Annotated in this window: 10 protein-coding genes and 1 pseudogene; 9 read left to right on the plus strand and 2 right to left on the minus strand. The window is 62.5% G+C overall.

Annotated features, from left to right (window positions below):
* The first annotated feature begins 871 nt into the window (after window positions 1-871).
* The 6 genes and pseudogenes from GWC77_RS24630 to GWC77_RS24655 all read left to right on the plus strand — a co-directional run bounded on the left by GWC77_RS24630 (window position 872) and on the right by GWC77_RS24655 (window position 9,032).
* Window positions 872-1,051, plus strand: coding sequence for a hypothetical protein (locus tag GWC77_RS24630; RefSeq protein WP_173261236.1), 180 nt, complete (start codon window positions 872-874; stop codon window positions 1,049-1,051).
* Window positions 1,044-1,469, plus strand: a pseudogene (locus tag GWC77_RS24635) (SDR family NAD(P)-dependent oxidoreductase); the annotation flags it as partial. The gene GWC77_RS24630 and the pseudogene GWC77_RS24635, both read left to right, overlap by 8 nt.
* Before the next feature lie 1,655 nt (window positions 1,470-3,124).
* On the plus strand, window positions 3,125-3,451 hold the full coding sequence (locus GWC77_RS24640; RefSeq protein WP_173261238.1) for a hypothetical protein: 327 nt from the start codon (window positions 3,125-3,127) through the stop codon (window positions 3,449-3,451).
* An 875-nt stretch (window positions 3,452-4,326) separates the two neighbouring features.
* Window positions 4,327-4,668 (plus strand): hypothetical protein, encoded by a 342-nt coding sequence (locus tag GWC77_RS24645; protein ID WP_173261239.1) that lies wholly within the window; start codon window positions 4,327-4,329, stop codon window positions 4,666-4,668.
* A gap of 68 nt (window positions 4,669-4,736) precedes the next feature.
* Entirely contained in the window at window positions 4,737-6,896 is a 2,160-nt protein-coding gene (locus GWC77_RS24650; RefSeq protein WP_173261241.1) for a hypothetical protein, read from the plus strand.
* A gap of 27 nt (window positions 6,897-6,923) precedes the next feature.
* Complete coding sequence (locus tag GWC77_RS24655; protein ID WP_173261243.1) at window positions 6,924-9,032, plus strand: leucine-rich repeat domain-containing protein; 2,109 nt, start codon at window positions 6,924-6,926, stop codon at window positions 9,030-9,032.
* A gap of 65 nt (window positions 9,033-9,097) precedes the next feature.
* Here the strand turns inward: GWC77_RS24655 and GWC77_RS24660 are convergent, their stop codons facing one another.
* Entirely contained in the window at window positions 9,098-11,488 is a 2,391-nt protein-coding gene (locus GWC77_RS24660; RefSeq protein ID WP_173261245.1) for a hypothetical protein, read from the minus strand.
* A 379-nt stretch (window positions 11,489-11,867) separates the two neighbouring features.
* Between GWC77_RS24660 and GWC77_RS24665 the strand changes: the two genes are divergently transcribed.
* The gene (locus tag GWC77_RS24665) at window positions 11,868-13,541 is read left to right on the plus strand and encodes a leucine-rich repeat domain-containing protein (protein ID WP_173261247.1); all 1,674 of its coding nucleotides are present in this window, start codon (window positions 11,868-11,870) and stop codon (window positions 13,539-13,541) included.
* Window positions 13,542-13,639: 98 nt separating this feature from the next.
* Here GWC77_RS24665 and GWC77_RS24670 read toward each other — a convergent pair whose 3' ends face one another.
* Complete coding sequence (locus GWC77_RS24670) at window positions 13,640-14,188, minus strand: hypothetical protein (RefSeq protein ID WP_173261249.1); 549 nt, start codon at window positions 14,186-14,188, stop codon at window positions 13,640-13,642.
* Window positions 14,189-14,427: 239 nt separating this feature from the next.
* Between GWC77_RS24670 and xopAP the strand changes: the two genes are divergently transcribed.
* Both xopAP and GWC77_RS24680 read left to right on the plus strand, forming a co-directional pair.
* The gene (gene xopAP, locus GWC77_RS24675) at window positions 14,428-15,942 is read left to right on the plus strand and encodes a XopAP family type III secretion system effector (protein WP_173261251.1); all 1,515 of its coding nucleotides are present in this window, start codon (window positions 14,428-14,430) and stop codon (window positions 15,940-15,942) included.
* A 24-nt stretch (window positions 15,943-15,966) separates the two neighbouring features.
* Window positions 15,967-16,311 (plus strand): tlde1 domain-containing protein, encoded by a 345-nt coding sequence (locus GWC77_RS24680; protein ID WP_254367149.1) that lies wholly within the window; start codon window positions 15,967-15,969, stop codon window positions 16,309-16,311.
* Window positions 16,312-16,366: the final 55 nt, after the last annotated feature.

Consider the following 16,366-nt stretch of genomic DNA (forward strand, 5'->3'; position numbering starts at 1 on the left):
CCGCATTCTGCCGCAACCAGCCATACCTCAGCTTGTCGATTCAGAGCGCCTCAAGGGTTCGCTGCGCCGGGCTTACGCCCGCCCTTGACCCGCTAACATCACCCACTCGGAATTCAAAAGAGGCGAATTTGCCGAGGCCGGTCTCTGTCCAGGTCGCGAAAGGCGGTTTGCGGATTTGTCTGCGTGGTCCGGCAGCTCAGACACCAATGCTATCAATGCAGTGATGCAATGAAGTGAGAATCAAACACTTTAGTTGCCGGTGAATTTTTTTAAACATGCCACTTCAGTGCGATCTGCAATCTCGCATGCTCGGCAATTCGAGTAATTCGGTCGGTGTCGTGATCGAACATAGCTGGAGAGCGCGCGGCGCTTCTGGCGAGTTATCACATGAGGTTCACCGAAACAACCGTGGCCCACGTCTCGAGCATGCCCGAGTGCGGCGAAGTGGTGGTGCAACTCCGGCATAAAAAGGTGCGCCTGTCGCGTTCACGAAAATTCCCGATGAGTTCGTCGTTGCCGGCGAAGAACTCGGCGATGCGGTTTTGCGCGAACGGGCAGAGCGACGCAATGCGTCGCAGCCGCCCGAGGCTAACGCCGAAGGCATCGACCCGATGCATCGCTGCCCGAAAGACGATCAATGCCGGCTAGATCGATCTGGTCGAGTTCATCGAACAAATCGAGCGGCCGGATGGCTTGTCGCCTACCTTGCTCGACGGCAGGCGGCGTGAGTTGCTCAAATGCGGGCGATTGCCGGTGAGGCGTATAGGGAAGATTTCCCGGGTGTTGCACCGATCGGTCGGCTGAAGTTGTGCGCCGATCGATGCACGCCCCTCTCAAAGTCTGGGAAGGCCGGCCTGGCAGGAGCACATCGATGCTGGTGCTTGGCTTTGCGGGCATACGGATGACAGATGGCGCCGACCTGTCGTGCGATCTCAGAGGGCAGATTCCCGAACCACAAGGCAATCCGCTGCACGACAGCCTGTCTCCGTTGGGGCAGGTCGGGGCCGGGTGGAAGGAGCGCTGGCATGACGAAGCCACGAAGTTTCCATAAGCAATTCAACGTCAACGTGCTCGGATTGCTGCTGACGACGCAAGCCGCGGCCAAGCATCTCGGCGAGGGCGGCAGCATCATCAATGTCAGTTCCGTCGTCACGCGCATCGTTCCGCCGGCCACTGCGGCCTACAGCGGGACGAAGGGGGCGGTCGATGCGATCACCGGTGTGCTCGCGCGCGAACTCGGGCCGCGGAACATCCGCGTCAATTCGATCAATCCGGGTGTCGTCGTGACGGAAGGTACGCACAGTGCGGGTGTCATCGGCTCCGACATGGAAGCTCAGGCGATCAGCCAGACACCGCTGGGGCGCACGGGGCAGCCCGACGACATCGGTCGCGTTGCGGTGTTTCTCGCGTCCGACGATTCGCGGTGGATGACGGGCGAACAACTCGTGGCCGCGGGTGGGTTGCGGTAGGCGCGAGTTGTCCGGTTCCCGTTAGGTTTGCGCTGGATCGGATGGCGTTGCGTCTTCGTCCGGTGATTCGGGCGGTGTACGCTTGAAGAGCGCGTTCAGATTCAGCGATGGCTTCGGGCCATCTTCACGGCGTGGGGACTCTGATCTGAATGGGTCGCGCCGGCGACGATCTTGTGCTCCGGTAGCGAACGGGGTGCGCTTTGGAAGGCCGGCTATTGTGACGGGCGCCTCCGGCGCCGCGGCAGGTGTGCCTTTCTGCTCTTCGGTGGTCTGCTCCGGGTCGTCGGTATTACCGTTGTTATTGGCCGGCTGCGGGCCAACCGGAGGGGTGGACATGGACATGATAAGTGCCCTCGCTGATGTTTCGGTAGACGCATGGTGCCATTGCTGGCGATGAGCTGACAGGGCAACTGCGAAGCAGGGGCATTTCTTGCGAAACCGTTGTGGTAGACAGCTGCGGCAACGTGCGGCAGTTGCTGCTGGCGCACCCTACGCGTCCGCTCAGGGCCGCCCCCGCGTGAGACGTTCTTCCGTGCTTGCGTCGTTCAGCGACTCGAACGTCGTCTTCCAAGCGGCGGCGGGCCGCGTTGGCAATCACGATGCGGTCGAGTTCTCCTTTGTCGGTTGGCTCGTAGTCGACCAGCTTTGTTTCGCTCTGTTCCCCGGATTTTCATCTTGCGACGCATCGCCCGGGCTTAAAACGGCGCACGATACCCGGGCGTTTCCTGATAGGAACGCCATTTCTCATTTTCGCCGCAACTGAAACCACCGTTCGCCGTGCTCTCTAGCGCGGCGAAGGGATGGCCATGACCGATGTCCTGCGCGTGTCGCCGCAGCCTGACGTCCATGGCATGCGTGACGCATGCTGCGACGAATATGGGCAATGTGAGCGGACGACATTCTCCAACGCAGGCCTATCGCATGGATCTTTTGAAGCAACTCGGCAATTTCGACGCCGCAACGTTCACAGCGGCGTATCCTCGCCTCCTCTGCTCAATGCGCACGGACCGTAAGGCTTCCGGCTGCGCGACCCTGCCCGCATCGTTTTCCCGCGCGCTTGCCCGAATCGTTCAATTCAAGGCGCCTTCCTGACTCACCATCTCCGCGAAGCCTTGTGTTCGTCGTTGACGATAGATTTAGTACTACTAAGTAAAAGGAGCTAACGAAGAATGAGCCGCATCAACCGAAATGGGGGCCTTGAATCGGGTTCGACGTCTTCCAGCCAATCGGAGGCGCCATCCGTCTCTCGCAGTGTGGCGCGATCGACGAGCAGCCGAAGCAGTGGGATATCCGATGTCTTGGACAATCTCTCACAGGGGTCGAACGCATCGAACAGAAGCAACAGAAGCAACAGAAGCAACAGAAGTTGGACGGTGACGCCCAACCCGCCACCATCGGTCCGCTCGTCGACGCGCGGGTCTTCCGGAACGGCGGCGTCGGCACTCAGTAACCGAAGCTACGCAAGCGCCAGATCGAATGCATCGAGCCAAGCGAGCGCCCGATCCAACGCGTCCAGCTACGCGAGTGCGACGAGCAACCCCTCGAGCCTCGGCCTGGGCACGCATCGGGATGACGTAAGTGGAACGGGCCGGCCCCCGTCGCTGGCGAGCTCGGGAGGCCGCACCAGTACCGGGCAGCAGGCCGCGGACGCGCTGATGCGAGTTCACGATATCGCCCGCAGCACGCGTTCCATGCGCAGCAGCAATATGGCGCGCTATCTGCCTCAAGAGACGTTGAGCCGCTACGAGGCAGTATCGCAGCGCTCTTCCGATATGGTTTCCGAGCTCAACGCGATGCGTTGGCCCCAGATCTCACGCTTCTTGCGTACCGACGGCGAAGCGCGCGATCGATTCGTGCGCGATGTCGATTCGTTGGCCGCGGAACACGACCGTTTGAATCCTGAGGTACAGGAGGCGGCCTCAGTCGCCGATACGATCGAGCATGCGCCGCTGACATTCGCTCGCTGGCCGCGCGGCCGATGATCGCGCGTTTGCGGTGAGTGGCTGAATTCAACCGTTTAAATCAAGGAAAAGCAATGACGAGCAGAATCGATGGCAATAGCGCTTATGCGCAGTTCGACGCCGAAAACTGGAGCCAAAGCGATCGAGGTTCGAGTTCCACGACAAGCAGTACGAGGAGCGCCGGAAGTGAATCGAGTGGGCCACTCTCGTTTTTTCAATGGTCACGGCGATCCCGCGCCGAGCGAGATCCGTCGCCCGAGAGAGGCCGAGACGAAAACCCGATCTTCGATTACCTGTTTGCGGACGACGCGCAGACCTATGCGTCATTGCAATCGGATCGAACGGCGACATACCGGGACGATGGCAGCACAGTGTGGGGGGTGGATAAGGATGAATACGAAGAGGTTCAACGCGAAGAGGGAATGCCCTCCCTGGAGGAGGAGCCCGCGGCGTCGACATCGTCGGCGTCGACCTACCATAGCGTGAGGTCACAGTTCTCACAAGCCCCGTCAACCGACTCGAGGCGATCGGAAAAGTCGGCGCGCACGTCGCGCTCGAAAGAGACGACTCGCCGTTCTGTCGGGGGATCCGACGGCAATTCCGCCGGCAGCAACCGATCCGCTTCAACGTCCGGATCGTCCTCCACCTCCGGAAACAGGTGGCGCGCGTTTCAGCGGGCACGCCTCGCCGACGACCTCGTTGCGCGGCTGGAGGCCGCTTCCATCTCATCCCGCGAAACGCGCTCCAGCATCTCGCGGCAATCCTCGTCGCATGCCGAGCCTACTCCAGTCGCGGAGACGACATCGACCGCATCGGGCACAGCGAGCGCGCCGTGGCCCCGCCCGACGCGCTCCACTCGGTCGGGTTCCCGGGCAAGTTCGCTTTCCCGGACGCTCATGGAGCGCAGACTCGCGGAGCGATTCGAGGGCTCGTTGCGCAGACTGGGCGAAGCCAATAGGCGGCGGCCGCAGGTGTTCTCCGAAAGAGCCTACGACGTCGCGTCGCGGCTGGAGAGCGAAATCGCTTATCAGGATCGCCGGCAGGAGGTTCTGGCTGCCCGGCGCGAGCGTGAAAATGCGCTGCCGTCCGTCTCGTCGGGGTCGTTCCGTTCGACCGATTCCGAAGTCATCGCGCGCCTTGGACGCGAGGCATCCGTTGCACGCGGTCCATCGACCGGACCTGAGATCGCGGCCGACCAATGGGCCGTGCTGGACGATCGCTATCGAGGACGGCGCTGATACGGCGACGTGCCGAAGCGAACCGGGCGCCGTGCCGCACACATCAAGCCATTCGATGAGAGAAAACCATGTTCAGAAAAATCGTATCGGGCATTCCGATGCCGACCGGGTTTGCCGGATCGTCATCGAACGACGAACCGACGACATCCGGAGCGAGCCGCAAGCGCGAGCACGAACCGGAAACGTTGAAATGGATCAACGACAACCGCAGGCAGGCCAACGAATGCCGGACGATCGCAGCCGACCGGCTGGCGGACGCCAAGCGCGGCGGCAAGGTCGATCTGGAGAACCTGGGGTTGACCGACATACCGGCCAATCTATTGGCGCATGCCGACGGCTCGGTCCAGATCAAGATGCGGGGCAATAACCTGAACGACGTCCCGCGCCGGATACTGACGTTCAGGAAGCTCCAGTTTCTGGACATTTCGAAGAACCAATTGGGCACGCTCACGCCGGGGATCGGTGCGATGACCGGGTTGCGCAAGCTGGACATTTCTCGCAACGGCCTGCCCACGCTGCCAGAATCCATCGGCAATTTGACCGCGCTCACGACCCTCAGGGCAGGGGATAACGCGCTCAAAGTTGTGCCGACAACGATCGGCAACCTTACCAAACTCACGAAACTGTCGCTCAGCGGAAACCTGCTGAAGAAGCTACCGACCGAGATCAAGGCCTGTTCGAACCTCGAGGAACTCGATCTTTCGTGCAACCATTTTGAGAGATTGCCTAAGGAGATTGGCGCGCTCACCAAACTCAACAAGCTACGTGTGAACGACAACGCGTTGGCCGATAGGATCGGCCCAACGGCCGGGACGACTCGGCGGGCGATCCCGGAATCGATCGGCGAGTTGCCGAACCTGAAGGAATTCGACGTGTCGGGCAACCCGCTGACGTTCCTGCCGGAGGCGTTTGGCGGATTCAAATACGCGTCCACCAGCGAATTGACGATCAAGAAGTTCGCGAACGAGGCGCCCAGTTGGTCGAAGCTCGAAATTCGGATCGCAAATACGCCGCTACCGGTAGAGCTGCCGAAGGATGGCCGCCTGACGCGGCTCCAGACCGTTCCGCCGGTGCAGTATCGGGAGCTTTATCAGCCGCCCAGCCGCGGCATGAAGGCGTCTGTCCAAGAATCCTCCTATTACGACGATGAGGACGGCATCGATTCCCGGGCCGATGACTTCGAGGAACGTTCGATCGCCGCGACGGCTCGGGTAATGCCCGAGGTGCTGGCCGCGCAAAACATGGCAGGCGGCAACGGTCAGGGCGTGCTCAACGAGCTGTTGCGCTCCCTCGCTGCGAACGGCGCGGCAGCCGGCGGTCCTCTACCGGTACCGTCTTCGATGCCGCCGGGCATGCCGCACGGATACCCGCAACCGCAGCCGCAGCCGATGGGCCTCCATGCCCCGCGACCCCATGCGACGCAAGTGCCGTTGGCTCAGCCGTACATGACACAGCCGCCGCTTTACGGGCAGGCAATGCCGCTCCAGGGCGCCGGGGATCCTGCGCTCGTCGAGCTATTGCAACGATTGGGGCTGTCGCAAGGCGGACAGCCGCGGCCGATGGCTCACGCCGCACCGCTGCATACGGCGCCCATTCGCCAGACGCTATTCGACTACTCGACGCCGTCATACACGGACGCGGCGCAGCGCAACATCGATATGCGAGCCATCCGGCGTCTTCAAAAGGCGAAGTACGACGCCATCGCCGAAGTGCACAAGACGCGCATCTATCTACAAGATGCGCAACTCGAGCAACGTGTACAAGAGGCCAGGAAAGGCGATCCCAAGCGGGATCTGTGGACACTGGGTCGAATGATGTTTCGTCAGCGCGTCATCTGTGAACTGGCGGGCGACGTTGCGGAGGAGAACAAGGAAAAGAACGAGAAGAGCCGAGGCGGCCTCAAGCTTTCCGAAGATCCATTGGCGATCGCGATGTTGTTCGAGGCGCTGGTCTGTCGTCCTTCGGAGTTGCAGATTCTCGGCTTTGACGATATGCGCGACGAGTTGGACCGGGATCCCGATTTTCGGAGCACGTTCGCGAGCATCGTACCTCCTGACCAGTACGACTTTTTCCGAGCCGAGATCATGAGGGAAGTGCGCGAACGCGAAGAGGCGGACGACGGCGCTGAGGTCGAAACCCATGTGAACGGATTGGAGTTCTGGCAGAAATTCCTGCAGGAGCACACGAGCGCAGCGAAAGCGTCATGGATCTCGGCGCATGGCTTTTGAACCGCACATCTCTCATGGAAACAAGCAATGAAGAACATCAAACTCCCCTTCCTGTGCGGCGCGGACATGTGCGACCGCTTGCCGAGCCTGCCACGCCAACGCGACCGCGCGGGGGCGGGGGGGGATGCACGCGGCGCCGGCACTTCGCGATCGCAACGGCGTGACAGCGGCCCACTCGACGCATTGAGCCCTCGCGCGCGTCTCGGCTTCACGAAAGGGCTCGGCGGTTGGGTGGCGGAAGACGCGGCGGGTGACGAACAGCGCGCTAAAGCGGCCGTCAGTATCAAAAAAGCCGCGGCCGAAGGCAAAGAGGTACTGATGCTGCCGCACCTTTCACTCACTGTGCTCCCTACGCAAATCGGTGCACTCGGGCGCCTGCAAGAACTCGATCTGAGCCATAACCAGTTGAGCAAACTGCCCGCATCGATAGGCAATCTGGTGAATCTCATCCGTCTCATGGTGGATCACAACAAACTGGAAAGGCTCCCGGACGAATTGAGGAACGCCACGCAGCTCAGGCACATTTCGGCGGAGGCCAACAAGTTGTCAGGGGTACCGAAATCGATGGCTACGCTGATGCAGCTACGAACCGTCAATCTCAAGAGTAACCAGATATGGCAGCTGCCGCCCGAGTGGAGCGAGCTGTTGAAGCGGTTACGGCGTCTCGATGTCTCGGACAACGAGCTGCGGGCGCTGCCCGCATCGGAGGGGGATGAAAACGCCGGAGAATGGAGCAGTGTCCGTTCGAAGGGGCTCGAGCTGAATCTGTCGAACAACCCGATCGCCGATCTGCCGAAGAGTTACGGCAGTTTCAAATACAAACCGTTCAGCAATGACCTCCTCGTCAACGCCGCGGGCAATGTCGTTGTACATTCGGCCCGTACCGAACTCCCCAAGGGGCTGGCGGGGCGTCTCGGACAAGGGCGCGGCATATTCCGCCGCGCGGCGGCCTCGAGGCACGCGCCCGAGCCGCTGCTCGACGGCCAGAGCGACGACGAATCGCTCCATTCCGTCGATTCGCTCGATTCGCCCCGTTCCCACGATACGCACGCGACGCACGACTCGTTCGGCGATTATGTCCGCCAGCACGGCGAAGACGGCCAAGCGTTCGGTCGCCCGCGCTCGCCTGAACTGCAGCCCATGAGCGAGCGACACGAATGGACCGGGTTTCGACCAGGGAAACCTCTGAATGCGGCCGGCGGGGGGAATATCCGGTTCGAGGCGCCACCGCCGTTCGCGCGCAACGAGCGTGCGATTCCTCATTATGCGGGCCTGCACCAGTCGGCCTTCGATCAGCATAAGCCACACATTCCCACGGGCGCCACTGCCGATCTGAGAAGCGAGCTGACTGCAGCATTGCTGACACTGCCCGAGACCGAGCGTATGGCGGTCCTAACTTACTTGAAGAGCGTCCCACCCGATGTGTTGGAGGTCACGCTCGCGCAGATGCAGAGCGCGCGGGTGCAAGCCGCAGGCGCGACGGTGCCGCCCGCCGCCACTTCCGCAATGGGCGGTGCACCGCTGTTCGGCGCAGCGACGCATGCGCCGTTCGCCGCACAGACGGGGCCATCGTTCGTCTTCCCAGTGCCGCGTCAGTTCACCGAACCTCCGGTTGCGTCAACTTCATCTTCGGTGCCGCCGGTGCCTGAGCCTGCGCAAACGGCTCAACATGTACCGCCGTCAGTGGTGCCAGAGACGTCGACGCAAAACATGCCGCCGCCCGTCACACCGCCTGTGGCCCCGGGCCCTCGGCCCTCGTCCTCGCGTTCACACGAACGGGAGACGCCGCCATCCTGGGCCAGCGCAGAGCTGTCATGGTCACGACCTTCGCGACCGTTCGTGCGCACACGCAACAGCCGGCCGGATGCTTCGCAGGGCGGTGCCGATCAATGGGCGCCTCCGCAGTGGGTGGCCGCCCCGAAAGCGTCCGACGACGAGGTTGCCGAGGGTGAAACGTCAACGCCAGGCTTTTATGGGGAGACCTCAGCGCCGGGCTTCCATGCCGATCTGCAAAGCCAGCCGGCACACGCATGGACCAGCGCGCCGATGCCCGACTCCCAAGGCTCGGCGCAAGCCGAAGAGCCGGGTATCCTCGATATGCTCGAAGCAATCATGCGAAAGATCAACGGTGAATGAAGTTGATGGCGTCCCGCGTTGGTGGGATGCCATTCAAGGCCGCAGTGCACCAGCGCGCGCCTGCGTCACGAGACATCGACTGCCCGCCGATTCTCTGCTCGCGATTCGCGTTGCACCGACGGCATTGGCACCAAGAGGCCGGGATTGGTCGGCGCAATGCGATAGGCGCCTGGAACGACGCGGTTCAGTTCCTGGAGCACCGCGCTTTTCACCGCGTCGCTGCCGTGGTGGCCCACGATGTATTGGGTCGCCGTATTCGAATGTCCTGCCGCAAGGTGATATCGGAGCAGCGAGACGGCCAACCCGGCCGAAATGCCTTTGGGCCGTTCGGAGGGAGGGGGATTCACGAAGACACGATGCGCGTGGAAATCGATCGTGTTCGACGACGCAACGTATCCCAAATGACGATGAAACACGGCTGCCGCGATGGCTCGCTCGATGAAGGCACGAGCCATCGCCTGACGGTTCGCGCTCGTCGATGCGGAAATCATCGCGCTGTAGCTGACGAGATCGGGATGCTGTGCGAGGCCTTGCCTGGCGAGATCGTCCAATTCCTCGAACAGGATGCCGGCGCTATCGAGCCGGCCGGCCTTGCCGCATGCGATGATGGCTGCGTTGTACACGCCGAGGTCGGGACGCAGCGATGCATCGCGCTTGGCCGCCTCTTTGATTTCGTTCAATAGGCGCAGTGCGTCGTCGACGCGGCCCGCTTTTCCGCATGCCGATATCGTCGCGCTGTAGATCGCGAGGTCCGGGCGCATGGCAGCGTCGTTTTGTGCGCGCATCTTTAACCGGTCGAACAGCGCCAGCGCGTCATCCACCCGATCGCTTGCCGCCAGCGCGGCAATCACGGCGCTGTAGGTCCCGATGGTGGGGCGCACTGCGGGTTCGCGCTGCGCGCGCTCTTCCATTTCATCGAGCAACGCGACGGCATCGCCCGCGCGCCGTGCCTTGGCATAGGCGGTGATCGCCGAACTGTAAGTCACGACTGTAGGCCGCATCGAAGGCGCGTGCCGGGCCAGGTCTTTCAATTCATGAAAGAGCCGAATCGCCTCATCCGCTAGTCCACCGGCTTCGCACGCGGCGATGGCCGCGCCATAGGTCACGACATCGGGCGCGAGGCCCCGTGCTTTGAGTTCGGCGAACAATGCGAGCGCACGATCGGCCCAGCCGGCGTTTTCGCACGCTGCAATGGCCGTGTTGTAAGTCACGAGCGTCGGGCCACGCGACGGATCGCGTTCGCCGATGCCTTTGAGTTCCCCCAGCAAAGCCAGCGCCTCGTGGGGTAGCCCACCCTTGCCGCACGCGGAAATCACTGCGTTGTACGTGATCGTATCCGGCCGCATCGATGGATCGCCCGTCGATAAACGCTTGAGTTCGCCCAGCAACTCGAGCGCATCGCGCGCTTGGCCGGCTTTCGCACAGGCGGAAATCGCCACGTTATACGTGATGCGGTTCGGGCGCATCGTCGGATCGCCGATGGCCTGTTGTTTCAACTCGGTCATCAAAGCCATCGCTTCAGCGAACCGATTGGCTTTTCCGCACGCGGAGATCGCCGACGTATAGGTAATGACGGTCGGGCGCATCGAAGGCGCGTGGCGTGCAAGTTCTTTCAGTTCGCCAAGCAGCAAGAGCGCCGTGTCGGTCTGGCCGGCGCTTGCGCATGCGGCAATGGCGGTGTTGTAAGTGACGACGGTTGGCAGCATCGACGGATCGTGCTTTGCCAGATCGCTCAACTCCGCGAACAGTTTCAGTGCCTCCTCGGGCCTGCCTGCCTTATCGTATGCCGACATCGCAGCGTTGTACGTCACGACGCTCGGACGAACGCCCGCATCTTTCACAGCCTGGAGCAGCCTCGACGAGGTCGCGAAGTCGCCGCCCATTTTCAGCAGCGAGGCCGTTACCTTCAGGACTTCCTCCGCTCCTTTCTTCCCGGCCTGGTACTGCGCGATGACCGCAGCATTGGAGCGGGTATCGGCTCCGATCAGCGCAGCAGGCTGATTGCCGGCCGCGATGCGCCGCCGCAGGGTCGGCGCGGTGAGCGGACTGCTCGCTGTTTGCCCTGCGGCCGAGATGCCATCCGATATTGCCGCGCGGGCCGATAGCGAAGGAACCTCTTTATCGCCATCCCGCTTCGGGCCGAGCCTTGGCCCGCGCCTGACCCCCTGCTCGGCGTCCGATGGGCGCGATAGAGGCTCGCCATTCCCGGGACCGGGGCTATGGCGCGCTTGAACGGAGCCCGCCGCGGGCCGCTGGCCGCCCAGCGTAATGACGCGCCGCACCGGGCTTGCGGCAGGCTCAGCTGTGTGCGCGGTGCCGGGACGCGTGCCAGGCAGGCCATTCAAGAGGCCTTCCGGGCGCCCGCTGCGGCGGATCGATGGCTGTCCTTGCTCGAGCGCCGGCTTCGATGCCAGCGCGTCGCTGGAGAGCAGATGGCCAACCCTCGTGGTTTTCATTGATTCGTCGGCGCGGACGGAGCGGCAGCATAGTGGAGAAACCTCGCGATGATAGCGTGGGTGCGCGTGCCGTGGCACGGCTGTCGCGTTGAATGCGGTGGGACCGTTTCACTCTTTTCGCCGTTTTTTCGTTTTCTGGCGAGTTCGATCGCAGGCGCAAGACGCAAGATATGGGTGCGGTCCGTGACAGGAACGCCATTTCTCATTTCGCCGCAACAGAAACCATTCTTCGCCGTGCTCGCTAGCGCGGGGAAGGGATGGCCATGACCGATGTCCTGCGCGTGACGCCGCAGCCTGACGTCCATGGCATGCGCGACGCATGCTGCGACGAATATGGGCAATGAGAGCGGACCCCACTTTTGCAACGCAGGACTATCGCATGGATCCTTTAAAGCACGTCGACCCATTCAATTCCCAAGAATTCGCAAGGGCCTACGCGCGTCTCCTGGGCACCGACGGCAAAGCCGGGCAGGCGAGTGGCGGTGCGCCGAGGGTTGCCGACGAGGGCAGGAGGCCGCGGTTCGCGCCAGCGGGCGGCGAATTGCAGGCACTTCGGGATCTGCGTATTCGCGACGCTGAAAAGCCGCCGCAAGAAAAGGTCGCTTCCAAACGCGCCGGTGGTGCTGACGCTCCCGAGCCGAGCGCCGCGGCAGCAGCCAAGGACATCCCGTTCGACGAGCTGGTCAAACAGGATTTCGAACGCTGGCTCGAGCGCGACGGCCCCGACGGACACCGCGCTCAGGCTGCGCAGCGGATGGAATATGCCGAGCTGGAGCGATCGAGCAAGCTCGACCTGAGCGGGCTCGCTCTGGGCCGGATTCCGGCGAAGCTGCGGCAGTTCGGCCGCCTGCGAACGCTCTACATCGGCAAAAACAAGCTGGACCATCTTCCGGCGGCCGTTTGTCGTCTCGTGGGCCTGCACACGCTCGACGCACGGGACAACCAGATGACCGAGCTGCCGAGCGATATTGGCAGGCTCACATCGTTGCAGTACTTGAACGTCGATTCGAACGAGCTGGAATCGCTGCCTTCCAAGTTCGATCGACTCACGAGCCTAAAGACGTTTTCGGCCCGCTCCAATAAGTTGAAGCTGCTTCCGGCGCAAATGGGCACGCTCAAGAACCTGCGAAAACTCGATCTCGCGGAAAACCAGCTGTGGGATATCCCGGGCACTTGGCAACGGCTGTTTAGCCTGCTCGAGGATGTGGACCTCTCGGACAATAAGCTTCAGCAGCTTCCCGCCAACTGCGCAGAGCCTGCTGGGAAACTGAAGTTGGACGTCTCCGGCAATCCGATGGAGACGCTGCCCATAGCGTTCGGCAGCTTCCGCCAGCGCAAGCGCCTCTTCGGAGGCCGGCGTGAGGATCGCCTGGAGAACGAGGCGGCAAACGTGAAGGTGACGATCCGGGAAACGCGCATTCTGCAGGGTTTGCTGAGAGAAGGCCGCATGCTGTCCCGGCGCGGCGTCGAGCCGGAGGGGCCCCGGTTCGCGGCGCGGCAGCGGCCGCTTCCCCGTCCGATGCTCGAGGACGATGAGTCGATGGTAAGCGACGCTTCGATGCACAGCTTCGTGCGCGATCACGCCGAGCCGGGCGAAATCGAAGGAATCGAGCGCGTGGGGCAGCCCGACGATGCGGATGATGCCGTAGCGTCGGACTGGGGCGCGCGCCGCCTCGATGCCTGGGTGGAGCCGCTAGCCGATCTCTATGCCAACCGTCACGGGCCGGCGGTGTTGCCGCCGGAGCCCGAGCCGGTGCCGGAGCGGGATCCCTGGGAAGCGGCGAGCGCCAACCTCTTCAGTCTGCAGCGGCCCCTCGGCGGTCCTATTGGACCCTTGCCGGCGCTGGCGCCTGCGGCTCCTGCTCCGGCTGCGGCTGCGGCTGTGTCGCGGCCGGACGTGCTCGCGGCACTTCGTGCGGAATGGGCGCAACTGCCACCGCAGCAAGCGAGTGCGCTCGCGGACTATCTGAATAGCTTGCCGCAGCCGATGCTCGCGTCCGCACTTGCGCAATTGCAAAACGGTTCGGGGAATGCGGCCTGGCATGGCCTATAGCCCTCCACGTGCGTCCGTTCGAACGGCGGAAATTACCGATTGATTTGAATATGCACGATGGAGTCTGGTGCTTTCCATCGAATATTTAATAAGCATCACTAACTAATGGAGTGAAGCAGAATGAGTCGAGTCAATCGAGGCGGTGGCAGCGAATGGAGCGGAGCATCCTCGAGTGCACCGTCTGTCTCGAAGAGTAAAGCGTCGTCGTCGAAGTCGAACCGTACCGGAATTTCGCAATTGTTGGACAAGCTGTCGTTGAAGTCGCGCGGATCTTCCTCGTCGAACGACAGCAATCGAAGCCGGGCGTCGGTGAACTCCACGGCTTCCTCGAAGCGTGCGGCCACCGTTCGCTCTTCGTCATCGACGGCGTCGGTGCTCAGCGCTCGCAGCGAGCGGGTTTCCCAGTCGAGCCGACGTGCCCCGGACGAGAGCCTCGGCCTCGGCACGCATCGCGACGATGTGAGCCAGGGCAGCCGCACGAGTGCGGTGTACGCCGAGTGGCAGGCGATGCAGCAGCGGCGACGGAGCCAGCAATCGGAGGCAGCATCGACGTCGTCGTCGCTGCGCAGCGATTCGTTGTCGTCGAGCCGCAGATTCAAAACCAGTTCGCTGTCCAGCCGGATGAGCGCGGCTGCTGAGGCGCGCATCAAATCGGCGCTGGGCCTTAACAAGCCGACATGGACGCCGACGGGAGACCCGAGCCGGGTGGCTTCCAGCCCCCCACGCGAGGGTGAATATGTGCCCGACTTGAGCCAACCGGAAATCGCATACGCGGCGCACTTGTGGGATCCGGCCCGATACCCGGATCCGTTCGCTGAGCAATGAGCATCGGCGCGCCACCGGGCCGTACTCCGGGGCGCGTCTACCCTTTGTGCGCGAGCCGTCAATGAGGATCACACAAGGCTGCGTGGCCGGAGTCTCGATCATGCCTGGCTCCGGCGACGTTGTTGGTCAACTTCCGCATAAGAAGATGCACCTGTCGCGGGTGGGACAATTCCGGATGGGTTCGTCGTTGCCGGCGAAACGCTCGGTCATGCGGTCCTGCGCGAATGGGCAGGACGGTGCGCACGCGCCTGCTCGAGATGGGTCGGCTTCATCGGCTCCATCGGTTCCATCGGTTCATTCGCTAAGAGAAAGATCGCTCGAGGCAATTCGTGCGTTCTTCGAGGCTTCCCGGTCGCCCGAAGCCAGAGCCGAAGGAATCGGCCCAAGCCCCGTCACCGGCAAGACGATCGATGCCGCGCAGATCGATCTGGTCGAACTCATCGAACACATCGAGCGGCCGGATGGCCTGTCTCCCGCCTCGCTCGACGGCGGGCGGCGCGCGTTGCTCGAGTGTATGCGGGCGCTTGCGGGCGAGGCCTATACAGAAAATTTTCAGCGTATTGCGCCGATCGGTCAGCTGAACTTACGCGCCGATCGATGCACGCCCGCCCTCAAACTCTGGGAGGCACCGCCGGCCGAACATACAGCGGCGCTCGTGCTGGGCTTCTCGGGCACACGGATGACAGATAGCGCCGACCTATTGTGCGATCTCAAAGGGCAGATCCCTGAGCTACATTGCAATCCGCTGCACGAAAGCCTGCCTCCGTTGGGGCACGTCGGGGCGGGTTGGCAGGAACGCTGGTGTGACGAAGCGACAAAGCTTCGCGGGGGAGAGCGGCTCGCCGGCATTCTGGCCAAGTATGGGGACGCCGCTAACAGCGAAGGCAAAATGTTATCACTGTCAGTCGTCGGGCACAGTCTCGGCGGGGTGGTTGCCGCCTTGGCGGGCTTCGATATCGCGACGTTTCTGCGCGACAGGGGAACCCAGGGGCGCGTAAGTGTTTACTCGTTCAATCCCCCGCGTCTTGGCGTGAAAGGGACGGCGCAGGCGTATCGTCGCATCCTGGAGGACGAACGCTTTGATAAGGGGGCGCTGGGCTTTACCTTATTGCAGTTCACACGCGAGCTGGATCCGATTCAATCGCTGCCGTTTTTCATGGAGCATCCGGACCGGGCGGCCGTCCAGCCGGATCGGCACACCGTTCATCGAAGCGCGAACGTGCATATTCAATCGCACTACGACGGCGCGACGGATCGGCTCAATCTTGGCGTCAATCACGATCTTGCACTGTGGAAGGAGGCCATTGCGACGCGCATCACGCAGGATGCGCTGAGCGGGCTTTTCGGCGACTCGCCGGATCCTCGTGCGAGGTGCGGCGAACCTCGTGTCAGCCGCCGTGGCCTATTGGGAGTGGTTGTACGCGAGATCGTGCGTGGGGGGAGCGTAGGGTTTCCGGACGGCGGCATCCGGGAGGAGCGCTGCGCGACGACGTCGGAAACCGGGCAAGTGGAGGCTCATGTGCCTCAGCACACGGGGGTGCCGGTTTACGCTGCAACACGTTCGCTCGGACCGTGAGCGCCGCCGACGCCGCCTCATATAATGACGCAAATTCATAAGACAAAAGAGGGCCAGTCATGCCAGCAGCTTGCTTTTTTGTGCTCAACGACAGACCGGTGTCTATGCTTTTCTGTCCAGGCGTCGGCAGTATCCCGGCTTTCTCCGGCAAAGAGGCCTACGTCGACAATCCGAGTGCTACGGCTGTCGCAAACGCAGGGCCACCAATGGTTTGCGTTATATCGAAACGATGGCGTCGTCGACGACTACACCTTCATTGATGGCGTGAGGCGTGGCAACTTCCGCTTGCATCCGAATGTGCCGCGCGTCAAACAAGATGAGAGCAGCGCGTCAATCAGGATGAGAGTACTGGCGTGGCGGCAGCGGTGAAGGGCGTAGCCCGGAACCGCTGCCGCCACGCCGCGCCGAGCAGTCCCCCGTCATC

It is taken from the genome of Paraburkholderia sp. NMBU_R16, from assembly GCF_013282575.1.
Taxonomy (GTDB): Bacteria; Pseudomonadota; Gammaproteobacteria; order Burkholderiales; family Burkholderiaceae; genus Trinickia.

Bases quoted from the DNA above. Each gene is read 5' to 3' on its own strand.
- GWC77_RS24630 (WP_173261236.1), top strand. From the start codon at position 872: ATGCTGGTGCTTGGCTTTGCGGGCATACGGATGACAGATGGCGCCGAC.
- GWC77_RS24640 (WP_173261238.1), top strand. From the start codon at position 3,125: ATGCGAGTTCACGATATCGCCCGCAGCACGCGTTCCATGCGCAGCAGC.
- GWC77_RS24645 (WP_173261239.1), top strand. From the start codon at position 4,327: ATGGAGCGCAGACTCGCGGAGCGATTCGAGGGCTCGTTGCGCAGACTG.
- GWC77_RS24650 (WP_173261241.1), top strand. From the start codon at position 4,737: ATGTTCAGAAAAATCGTATCGGGCATTCCGATGCCGACCGGGTTTGCC.
- GWC77_RS24655 (WP_173261243.1), top strand. From the start codon at position 6,924: ATGAAGAACATCAAACTCCCCTTCCTGTGCGGCGCGGACATGTGCGAC.
- GWC77_RS24660 (WP_173261245.1), bottom strand. From the start codon at position 11,488: ATGAAAACCACGAGGGTTGGCCATCTGCTCTCCAGCGACGCGCTGGCA.
- GWC77_RS24665 (WP_173261247.1), top strand. From the start codon at position 11,868: ATGGATCCTTTAAAGCACGTCGACCCATTCAATTCCCAAGAATTCGCA.
- GWC77_RS24670 (WP_173261249.1), bottom strand. From the start codon at position 14,188: ATGCGCGCCTCAGCAGCCGCGCTCATCCGGCTGGACAGCGAACTGGTT.
- xopAP (WP_173261251.1), top strand. From the start codon at position 14,428: ATGAGGATCACACAAGGCTGCGTGGCCGGAGTCTCGATCATGCCTGGC.
- GWC77_RS24680 (WP_254367149.1), top strand. From the start codon at position 15,967: ATGACGCAAATTCATAAGACAAAAGAGGGCCAGTCATGCCAGCAGCTT.